This window comes from Acinetobacter sp. UBA6526, assembly GCF_002434875.1.
GTDB lineage: Bacteria > Pseudomonadota > Gammaproteobacteria > Pseudomonadales > Moraxellaceae > Acinetobacter > Acinetobacter venetianus.
Genome location: NZ_DJLC01000061.1, coordinates 1 through 10,561, shown reverse-complemented (window position 1 = coordinate 10,561; position 10,561 = coordinate 1). Strand labels below are relative to the sequence as shown.

8 protein-coding genes and 1 pseudogene are annotated in these 10,561 nt (G+C 38.7%); 3 read left to right on the top strand and 6 right to left on the bottom strand.

The features are described 5' to 3' along the window. On the top strand, positions 1–419 hold a 419-nt coding region (locus tag B4237_RS04065), incomplete at its 5' end, for a DUF2750 domain-containing protein (RefSeq protein WP_286941563.1). Positions 420–449: 30 nt separating this feature from the next. Here B4237_RS04065 and B4237_RS04060 read toward each other — a convergent pair. From B4237_RS04060 to yccS, 5 genes are all read right to left on the bottom strand, one after another. Then, entirely contained in the window at positions 450–1,235 is a 786-nt protein-coding gene (locus B4237_RS04060) for a YdcF family protein (RefSeq protein ID WP_278595410.1), read from the bottom strand. A gap of 117 nt (positions 1,236–1,352) precedes the next feature. Further along, positions 1,353–3,896, bottom strand: a complete 2,544-nt coding sequence (locus B4237_RS04055; RefSeq protein ID WP_278595409.1) for a sulfite reductase flavoprotein subunit alpha — start codon at positions 3,894–3,896, stop codon at positions 1,353–1,355. A 177-nt stretch (positions 3,897–4,073) separates the two neighbouring features. Continuing rightward, complete coding sequence (locus tag B4237_RS04050; RefSeq protein ID WP_278595408.1) at positions 4,074–4,655, bottom strand: suppressor of fused domain protein; 582 nt, start codon at positions 4,653–4,655, stop codon at positions 4,074–4,076. Positions 4,656–4,793: 138 nt separating this feature from the next. Then, entirely contained in the window at positions 4,794–5,378 is a 585-nt protein-coding gene (locus B4237_RS04045; protein ID WP_004877141.1) for a YcxB family protein, read from the bottom strand. 79 nt (positions 5,379–5,457) lie between these two features. Then, on the bottom strand, positions 5,458–7,632 hold the full coding sequence (gene yccS, locus B4237_RS04040; protein WP_026094030.1) for a YccS family putative transporter: 2,175 nt from the start codon (positions 7,630–7,632) through the stop codon (positions 5,458–5,460). Positions 7,633–7,774: 142 nt separating this feature from the next. Between yccS and B4237_RS04035 the strand changes: the two genes are divergently transcribed. Then, entirely contained in the window at positions 7,775–8,989 is a 1,215-nt protein-coding gene (locus B4237_RS04035) for a multidrug effflux MFS transporter (protein WP_019383797.1), read from the top strand. 19 nt (positions 8,990–9,008) lie between these two features. Here the strand turns inward: B4237_RS04035 and B4237_RS04030 are convergent, their stop codons facing one another. Beyond that, positions 9,009–9,713 (bottom strand): nitroreductase, encoded by a 705-nt coding sequence (locus tag B4237_RS04030; RefSeq protein ID WP_278595407.1) that lies wholly within the window; start codon positions 9,711–9,713, stop codon positions 9,009–9,011. 423 nt (positions 9,714–10,136) lie between these two features. Between B4237_RS04030 and B4237_RS04025 the strand changes: the two are divergent. Continuing rightward, positions 10,137–10,561, top strand: a pseudogene (locus B4237_RS04025) (DcaP-like protein); the annotation flags it as partial.

Here is a 10,561-nt window from a genome sequence, read left to right as displayed (position 1 = left end):
CAAATACATCTCCAAAAGATGCTTATCGTCAATTTATAGAAAATATTGTTATGCAACGCCAAGTGATTGCTTTGTATCACGATGGTTGGGCTTTGTGTGCGACACCTTCAGGTCAGCATGCCTTATCTATTTGGCAGAGTAAGGGATTGGCTAAATTATTGATGAAAGACAGTTGGGCGAATTATTCAGTCCAAGAAATATCATTAATGAGTCTCATACAGAAGATGATTCCCTTTTTAAAAGAGAACAATACGATTTTATCTCTAGACTTAACACCAGAAGGCAATAACCTCCTTGTTGCCCCTGATGCATTTTTATTAGATATCAAAAATTTTTTATATCAAGTTTATTTACAACGCCCAGAAGTGTTCGCTGAGCTAAAATTACCTTTACCACGAGAAATTAGATTGCATAATTAAATGCAATCAATTTTAGGCGATAGGTGCGCATCAATATTCATTGAGTGCCCAACCACTGACATAAGCAAAATACTCTCTGAGCCAAGCGTTGTAGCGAGTTTCCAAAGGTGTTGTTGCCCCAAGCATTGTGATATTTGTATAACCTTGTTTCTTTGCAATTGCAGCTGCACGTAATGTGTGGAAGTCACTGGTGACGATCGCGATAGGTTGTTGAATCGTGATATTTCGTGCGTTTAGAAGCAGTTGGCTATTTTTTAAGTTCAGTTCGGTACTAGTGCTTTGTTTTTCTAAAATGATTTGTGATGCTGGGATGCGATAGTGTTGTTGAAGATATTGAGACATCGCTTTCGCTTCACTGATTGTCTCGCCAAAATCGACTCCACCTGAAACGACGACTTTCGCATTTGGCTGGGCAAGGGCGATTGGAGCTGCTCGATCTAAGCGTTTTGCTAGTGTAGCTGAAGGTTGACCATTTTCAATTCCGCTACCTAAAACAATAATGGCTTTGACTGGTGCAATATTCTGAGCTTGCGTATTGTTTTTAGACAGATAATTAAAAAAATAGCCTAAGCTAATTAACCAAATCCAAAAACATAACCACCCAAAACGCCAAACTGAATGCCAGCGGAAATGGTAAAAAAAGAAGCGTTCAATATGATAGTAAAATGCAGCATAAATACAAAAAAACAGTCCGAGTAGGAAAGGGATAACCGTTCCAATATGAATTTTCTTCAATGCAATCAGAATTGCCCCATCCAAAAATAATACTGAACCAATGAGGGCTAAAAAAATACGAACCCAAGTACTTATTTGCATAATCTTAATCGTTGTCGATTTGAACGCTGCTAAGTTTATGCAAAATTATGAGAAAGGCAAATCGTAGAGTAAAAAAACGAGTGAAAGTTCACTCGTTTTTATAGGGCTTACAGTGAATTAATAGACATCTCGGCGATAGCGACCTGACTGGCGAAGTTGATCAACTGTTTCGTCACCTAAAATGTCAATCAGTGCTTGTTCGACACCTGATGCCATTCCTTCAATGCTGCCGCATACGTAGATAACAGCACCTTGATTGATCCATTTACTGAGTTCATCCGCATTTGTACGTAAAAGATCTTGTACATAAATTCGTTGTTCTTGGTCTCTTGAGAACGCTAAATCAACACGTTTTAATGTACCCATATTTTTCCAAGCATCAATGGTTTCTTTATAGAAGAAATCACATTCACGTTGGCGTTCACCAAAGATAAGCCAGTTTTCAACGTAGTTTTGACGATTACGCTGCTGTAATAGACTCATCAGACCAGCAATGCCTGTTCCATTACCAATACAAATAATTGGTCGGTTGTCGTCAATTAAATGGAATGATTCATTGGTCCGAATACGTAAAGCCACTTTCTCTTTAAGCTGAACGAATTCTGTAAGCCATCCAGAACCTAAGCCTAAGTGACCCTGAGTATCGCTTTTTTGGCGCACGACAAGACGAATAACTTGCTGAGAAGGAATACTTGCAATCGAGTATTCACGCGTAGGAAGGCTAGGGAATTGTTCAACCAAAGTTTCAAGATTGGAAAATGGTTTTATTTCAACGCGTAGATTCTTATCCCAAAGTGTTTCTTCTATGGTCTGATTCGATGACTTTACAAGTGTTTGAGCGGGAATCTGATGTTTTTCTAAGAAAGTTTGGATTTCCGTTCTAGTATTAGCAGGTTGAATCTCTGCAATATCACCAGCGTGCCAAGTGATATCGTAAGGTGCTGTTAATTCAATGTTATATGCGGGTTGTCCTAAACTATTTGGATTTAAAACAGAACGTTCGGTGAGTGTCCATTGATCAAATACTTTTTCGATGTTCATCGCATGAAGTTCATGCTGAGTCACGTCTGAGAGAGCTTGATTCCAGCGCTGGATGTCTGCAGCGTTAGCATTATCGACTTCAATTAATTCAAATAGTGATTGTGCATTGGATTGTTTTAACCATTGATCCACTGCATGACCAAAACTGCAATAGCTATCTGAATATTCTTTAGATCCAAGTGCTAAAACAGCGTATTGCATGTTGTTCAGATCTAATTTTTGTTGCATCAATTTTTTACTAAAGCTAGTTGCAAGATCTGGAGCTTCACCTGTTCCATAAGTACTGATCACAAATAGCATTTGTTCAGCTTGGAGCAAGTCTTGTTCTGTGAGCTGTTGAATCGGTTTTACGGTTGTTGGTTGTTGAGCTTCTTGCAGGCTAGTTGCTGTACGCCATGCGAGTTGTTCAGCTACACCTGTTTGTGATGCATAAGTAATCAGCCAAGGCTTTGCATTTGGGTCAATTTGCTGTGTATTCAGCGATTGGCGAGCGGCTTGGGTTAATTTTTTCTGCTTGCGACGTTTAAGATAAAGCATCCAACCTGTTACAAAGAACAGTGGCATTGCCAATGATGCGAGCATCGCAATAAATTGATAAGTTGAACCGAAGAAACTACCACGATGTACAGGTAGCATACTGCTCATAATTTTTTCATTGAGCTTTTTATCTTCATATAGTTCAAATTTCTCGAACTTATTGTCTTGGTAATTGTATACAGCTTGGTTACGTGCGCGTTCGTGCTGTGGAATCGCATCGACAAATGATAATTCGATTTTTGCATCATCATGTTTTGGAATGTTCAATGTAAGGCTTGAATATTCACGCCCGATTTGTGCATTTACGCCTGTCCATGTTTGGGTCAGGATAGTATTCACCTGTTGTTGAGCCAATTCAGGTTGTTTATTTTTTCTATTTCTAGGTTCATTCTGTTGTTGATTGCGCTGTGGCTGCTCAACCCCCATGACTTTAAACATGCCAGCTCGCCACCAGTCATAAGACCAATATAAACCTGTACATGCAAATAACAGATAAAAAATAATTACCCATGTTCCAACGACTGCATGTAAATCCCAAATAAAGTTGCGTCCTTTTAATTTAGGTTTGATAAAAAACCATTGTTTAAAAGAATGCTTTTTAGGGAATCTTAAGTAAATTCCACTGAGTACAAAGAAAATAAGCATCAGTGTAGATGCACCTGTAATCTGTGCACCAAACTCACCAGCGGTTAGATTGCGGTGGAGTCGTTGAATAAACTGTAATGTATCTCGACCTCTGATTTCAGGCAGAACTTCTGCTGTATATGGATTGATCATCATATTATAGCCACGACGCGCACCTTCTTTTTTAATGTTGACGGTGGAGGAGGCTGTCGGATCAGAGGCGATGGTAATGCTATTAATTTCAATCTCTGGTTGCTGTTGATTGAAATGTTGATAAAGCTGAGCAGGGGTTAATTTAGGTGTAGTTGCAACTTCAACAACATAGCTGTCTTGATTGAGCCAGTTTAGAATTTGTTGATCGTATGAGTAAATTGCGCCAGTAACTCCCATAAGAGAGAGAATCAAACCTGCGGTAACCCCTAAAAACCAATGGATTTGGAAGAAGACTTTTTTAATCATGGTTGAAAAATGAAAAGATGGTGAAGTTCATGTAAAAAATTATAACTCAAGATTAAGAATATAATATGGATTTTGTAGGTAATATTGATTTTGATTCTCATTTATTTTAACTTTTTAATAATTATCAGACACAAATCCTTATACGTATATCATCTATGTGTTTTTAAGGGGGCACTTTTAAAAGATAGAGGCTCTATTTATGTCAGTAACATCAATTTGATATTTTGCCAAAAGTTTTTCTAATTGTTCTGCTCCATGTTCTGCTGCATATCGATATTCTGCTTCAGAAATAGGCACTGCTAAAAGCCAAGCTACAGTTTTGGTTTCTAAATTCAACGTTTTTAACTGATCTTCCCAAAGAAATGGATCAGTAAAGAATAGATGTTGCATTGTCCGAGAGCAGTCATACATGCTTAGAATATTAGGAAAAATTGAAGTAGGGTAGCAGGGCCACTGTGAATTTATGATACAAAAAGCAGCCGTGCTTAAAACATTCGCAAAACTCTCTGAATCACTTAAACAAATCCCAATGATTTCCACGCGTATATCAAGCTTATTCGAGCCAATCAAATTTGGAAAATCAGATAATCCTATTGTTGCGTAAGCTGTAAGTTCTGGACTCAAACAACCTGTACTAATAAAGATATCGATAAAGTTTTCTTTAGGTTCATCCCAGTATCTAAAAATATTTGGTGTACCATTGAATACATGAGTTAGAGTTTCAGCAATTTTTTTATTTTCAAGAAAATTCTGTTGCATAATTATGTTATGAATATTAAAGCTTTAAATACTGATTGGAAGAATGCATGATTTATAAAATAATTAAAAGTACCTAGAGATTAATTTTAATGACATAAAAAAAACCTCTCAAAATGAGAGGTTTTTTTTAATTAGAAGTTAAATTGACTTCGGTGCGCCTACAACTTCATTTAAATGTTTACGTACAGTATTGAATGAGAAGTTCTTAGAATCCATACGCTTTGGCAAGATATAAGCACCTTGTTGTTCTTCGCCTTTAGGAGTTTTTACTTTAAAGTTCACCAAAATAAAATCTGGAGAGCTATACCACTCGTAAATATCTTTCCAGCCAATGGTTGCTGTACCTTCTTGTAGTCCAACTTTTTGACGCATCACGATGCCGTGTGGTTGTACGCCTAAACGAATACCTTTAATTTCCTGAACTGGAAATTCATTCATTTTGCGTTTTACATACCACTCGAGACCAAATCTTTTTACAAGATAGAAAAGGGCTACAGAGATGATTACGACCCAACAAATAACTGTTGAATAAGTCGAATAATATTTAATGAGTCCAGCACCGATTAAAGAGAGAGCAACAAGTGCAATCATGATCATCCATGTTTTGCGACTAAATTTGTTAGTACTACGCCAAATCATAAGTTGGGCTTGACGTTGTTCAACTTCAGAAACTTCGTAAGGAACAGGTTGTAGCGTATAAGCGTATAGCGTTTTGGCGGTCATAGTATAAAAAATGAGTTTAGAACTAGGTTAAGTTTAACACCAATTAGCATGCAAAGATATTATGCAAATGGCTGATAAGTTAGAGAGAAGCAAACTCAGTGCCATCCTCATTTGGCTCATGATGTAGACTTTGTTTAAGCATACTCAAACGAGGCAGAATACTGAGCATTAAAGAGAGTTGCTGCAAGATAATCAATGATTTTTGATCATTTTCATCATTACGGCTTAGGCGCTGTCTGATTGTACTCAGCATATTTTGTGCTGATAAATCAGGCACTTCATCCCTTAAGAGTGCACCTTGAATATCATCAAGTGCTTGATCTAGTAAGGAAAGAACTTCCTGATCTTGAATTTGTTCACGATGTGCTCCGAGTGCTGCAACATAACTCAGGAACGTATGGCTCAGACATAGAAACTCAAAAGCCAAAGTCTTTTGTGTTGGGTCAATATTTGGTTCAGTGGCAAGTGTGGAAATTAAAGAGGCAACTTCGGCATCATTATTATGCGCAGCTCTTCTGACGACACGATAATTCAAGGCGTTATTACGACCTTGGTGATACTGCATTACGACTTCAGCTAAATATTGGCATTGAGCTTGTAACGATCTTTGGATAGTACGTGGGAGACGACGGAATTTCCAATCGGGCCAGATAAAGCTGACACCAAACCATGCTAATGCACAGCCAATAACAGTATCGACGAATCGAGGTAAACCCGCAGCAAAAGCAGAACCATCAAGATTAAAATTGATTAATGCTAGAATCGTAATAAAAGCAGTGGCCTGAGCATACTGTTTACTGCGTAGCTCGAAAAATAATACACCACTCAATACCAGCATGACTAATTGACCTTCGAGGGAAGGGATAAAATAAATTACAGCTAAACCAACGATGATACCGATCAAAGTACCAATAATACGAAGATAGAGACGACGTTTGGTGGCGTTGAAGTTTGGTTGGCACACAAAGAGTGCCGTTAATAGAATCCAGTAACCATACGAAATATTTGTCAGTTGAATAAAGACATAGCCGATAAATAACACGATCGATAAACGAACCGCATGACGGAATAATACCGACTCTGGCGATAAATGTTGTTTAACCCGAATAATGATGTCATTTACACCTTTGAGATCATCATCTTTGAGTTGGTTTTCAGCTTGTTGTGCATTGATTGACTGTAAGTTACGTTCGGTCTCAAGATTTTGTAGTTGAGCATCAATTGATTTGAGGTTTTGATAAAGTGCAAATAATGCATTAATCCTGACCTGATCATAAAGATTATCTTCGCGGAGCTTTTCAAGTGACAGTCGTAAGTTTTCAAAGCTGTGCTTAAAGCGCTTGTTATGAGTATATCGTGTTCGATGTCGGATGCATTGAGCCAAGTCCTGACATGCTTTTCCTTGAATAGTTAAAATACGCTGGAAGCGGAACAAAATATCACTGTGCTGAAAGACTTTGGCAAGCTTTTGATAGTCAATGTGGGCAGAGTCAGCACGTTCATGAATATCTTGGGCAACAAAATAATATTGCAGACTACGACGCGTATCTTTCTGTCCTCTGTCACCCTTGAGCCGAGTAACTAATGCGACACGCAGATTATTAAAAAGGGAAATTAATTTTCCATTTTCCAAGGCCAAATCAATCATACTTTGCTGGTAACTTGCAGGTGTCATATCGACATCAAACAAATTGGATTTCGCAAATAAAAAGCTACCCAAGGCATTGTATGAAGATGAAAGTTGATCTTGTAATTGTCGTACAGGAAACAGTAAAAAACTAATGGTTGAGATCAGTCCATACCATGCTGCACCAATCACCAATAAGGCAGGTTGAAGATACCAATCTTCAAATAGATGAACACCTAGCATGGTATATACGGAAACGACTAAACACCCATAAGCAATGGTTGCATAACGTCTGCCGAGAGAACCTAATAAAATCCATCCAAGACAAGAGGCAATCAGCCCAATTGCAAAAGCAACAGGATAAGGGAATAGCAATTGAACAGAGGCGGCGGTGATGAAGAACCCAATATAAGTATAAATGAGGTTCATGATCCGTACTGAAAAGCGATCATCGATATCGCTAATGCCCGCTGCGACAACGCCTAGCGTAAGAGGAATGGTTGCCAGTTGAAAATCAAGCAAATAGGGTACAAAGGCAGTACCTATAAAGGCGATTAACATCCGCACGTTATACATAAACGTGGTGTTATAGGTGAGCTGTTTAAATCGTCCGAACCAAGGATTCAAGTGCTGTCCTTTTTGTATTTGCAATTGATATATAGGAGGACTGATAACCTTTTTAAAGTGTTAGCAGGCTTTTAATATTATGCACAAATTAGGACGAGAATGTTAAGCTAAGACCATTAATAAACTTGAAAAGTGCAGCATTATGAAGGTTGAGCAATCTAATTCACGACAGTATTCAACAGCTTGGATTATGTTGCTTGCACTTTTAACCGCTTTAGGCCCTTTATCAATTGATATGTATTTACCCGCATTGCCGCAAATGGCAGATGAGTTTGGGGTAAGTACACAAATGATTGCCAATACTTTACCTGCATATTTCTTAGGGCTTGCGATTGGACAGTTAATTTATGGGCCAGTCAGTGACCGTATTGGACGAAAAACACCATTATATTTTGGTTTGGCCCTTTATGTCGTTGCAAGTTTAGCTTGTGTTTTTGTGACTAACGAATGGGCGTTAATTGCAGCACGTATTTTTCAGGCACTGGGTGGTTGTGTCGGTGTGGTGATTGCTCGTGCTGCTATTCGTGATCGTTTGGATGTACAAGGATCGGCGCAGGCTTTTTCTAGCATGATGATTGTGATGGGACTTGCACCGATTCTTGCACCAATGTTTGGGGCATGGATTTTAAGCTTTTTCCCATGGCAGGTGATTTTTGCTGCCTTAGCGATTATCGGCGTGATCTGTTGGTTCTGTGTGCATTTCTTTTTTAAAGAGTCGCTCCCCGTAGAGCGACGTTTAAAATTGTCTGCTTATCAAGTTACGACTTTATATGCTGCCATTTTGAAAGATGAAAGCTTTCGAGTACCAATGTTGGCTGGCTGTTTAACAGGTGCCGCTTTGTTTTGTTATATCAGTTCAGCATCAGCCGTTTTTATGGGGCAATACCACTTATCTCAACAACATTTCTCTTATGCATTTGCACTCAATGCTGCTGGGATTATGTTGATGTCGTCATTAAATAAACATTTAAATACGCGGATGGGGATTTTTCCACGCTTACGCTTAGGCGGATCGATTCAGTGTTTTGGTGCTTTAGTGGTGGTTAGTGCAGGCTTAATGCATGACGCGCCGTTGTGGTTTTTGATGTCTGGTTTGTTTTTAGTGGTTTCAGGAATTGGTTTGACTGGCCCAAATGCGATGGCTTTGGCAATGTCGAAACAAGGTGCTCGAGCTGGAACTGCGAGTGCGATCATGGGCAGTATGCAATTTGCCTGTGGTTTGCTTGGTGGGGTGATTTTGAATTTTCTTATTTGGAAAGCATCGCTGAATATGGGCATCATGATGCTGCTTTTTACCAGTGCTGGTTTATTTGCAATCTTTAAGGTTGGAAAACAGCAAAACAGTATCTCTGCTTAGAGATACTGTTAAAAGAGATTTAATCCATAAATACGGTGAAATCTTCGACAGGTAATCGAGGTGTAATGAAGGTGTTTACAATATGGTCGGGATCTGCATAACCCAAAGCAATAGTACACACTAATTCTTCATCATCAGGTGCATTCAGCACATCTAAAACGATTGGATGAAAATGGTTCCACGCCGCTTGTGGGCAGGTATCCAATCCACGAGCTTTTGCTGCAACCATGACATTTTGAATCATCATGGAAATATCCATTTTTGAACCAATCCCCATGGCTTTATTGACTGTGAAATAAAGTGCAACAGGCGCATCAAATAATTGGAAATTACGTAATTGCTGTGCCGCCATTTTCTCTTTTTCACCTTTTTGGATGTTCAGTAAGCCATAAAGGCCCCAGCCATTTTCACGGCGACGATCAATAAATGGCGAAATCCAAGTCTCAGGGTAGTAGGCAAAAGTTTCTTTATACTGATCAGCAAGTTGGGGTTTTTGATGTAGTTCAATTTGCGCTGCACATACACGATCAATCATCTCAGCACGTTTTTGACCTGTAACGACATAAACTTTCCAAGGTTGCGTGTTCGTTCCAGAAGGTGCTCGGCTTGAAACTGCCAAAATATCTTTAATCGTTTGCACGTCAACAGGCGTATCTAAAAATGCGCGTACAGAGTGACGTGAAGTAATGGCATCATCAACGTGGCGGACTTGTTCCGTGTTCATAAAAGCTCCTCATCTTTTCTGATCTTTCTCACTGCTTGAGACTATAAAGGAATTCATATTTTTTGCGGATGATTTTTTAGTCGTAGACTTGGGTTTGGGTTAAAAGTAAGCATTTGTACGCGATTCATACAGCATGAAAATAATTTTTTAGAGGGTGTTTTTGTTATGTGAAAAAGAAATATATTTATAACACAATGAAATAGAAATGATATTTACTTGGAAGTGTGAGACGTAGTACTTGCGACTCAAATAAAAAAATACACACAATATTCCAAATTTATGCATAATACGCCCTTTTTAAAAAATTGATTAGGCTTTCCTTACTGTTAGGGTGAGGGGAATTTTCTATGACAAGCATACAAAATTTACCCAATTTTATGCTTGTGGAAAATGTTGAAATATACACCAATACAGGAGCTTCTCATGAGTTTATCTCTCATCCGTAAGCCGTTCGTAATTCAGGGATTGGCGTTTACCGTTGCTGCCTTAATGATGAACAATGCTCAGGCCGCTAGTGAGCAAGAACAGATTCAACAACTTCGTGATGAAGTAAAAGAACTACGCGCTTTACTTGAACAATATGTTCCGCAATCAAAACAAAAAAATGATCTTCCTCAAGTTACTGCAACACCAGCGACGACTGTTGTAAACGCACCAAATTCTCAAGCGGTTGCTGTTACTGAATCATCTCAGAAATCACCATTGGGTTTTAGCACTGCTTCGGGCGCACAAGTTCAGCTCTATGGATTCTTGCGTGGCGATGCTTCTTATCAAGCCAAAGGAGGTGATGGCGTTTTCAACCGTATCAAAGAGGATGATCTTGAAAATAATGAGAAAAATAGCGACCG

Bases quoted from the DNA above. Each gene is read 5' to 3' on its own strand.
- B4237_RS04060 (WP_278595410.1), bottom strand. From the start codon at position 1,235: ATGCAAATAAGTACTTGGGTTCGTATTTTTTTAGCCCTCATTGGTTCA.
- B4237_RS04055 (WP_278595409.1), bottom strand. From the start codon at position 3,896: ATGATTAAAAAAGTCTTCTTCCAAATCCATTGGTTTTTAGGGGTTACC.
- B4237_RS04050 (WP_278595408.1), bottom strand. From the start codon at position 4,655: ATGCAACAGAATTTTCTTGAAAATAAAAAAATTGCTGAAACTCTAACT.
- B4237_RS04045 (WP_004877141.1), bottom strand. From the start codon at position 5,378: ATGACCGCCAAAACGCTATACGCTTATACGCTACAACCTGTTCCTTAC.
- B4237_RS04035 (WP_019383797.1), top strand. From the start codon at position 7,775: ATGAAGGTTGAGCAATCTAATTCACGACAGTATTCAACAGCTTGGATT.
- B4237_RS04030 (WP_278595407.1), bottom strand. From the start codon at position 9,713: ATGAACACGGAACAAGTCCGCCACGTTGATGATGCCATTACTTCACGT.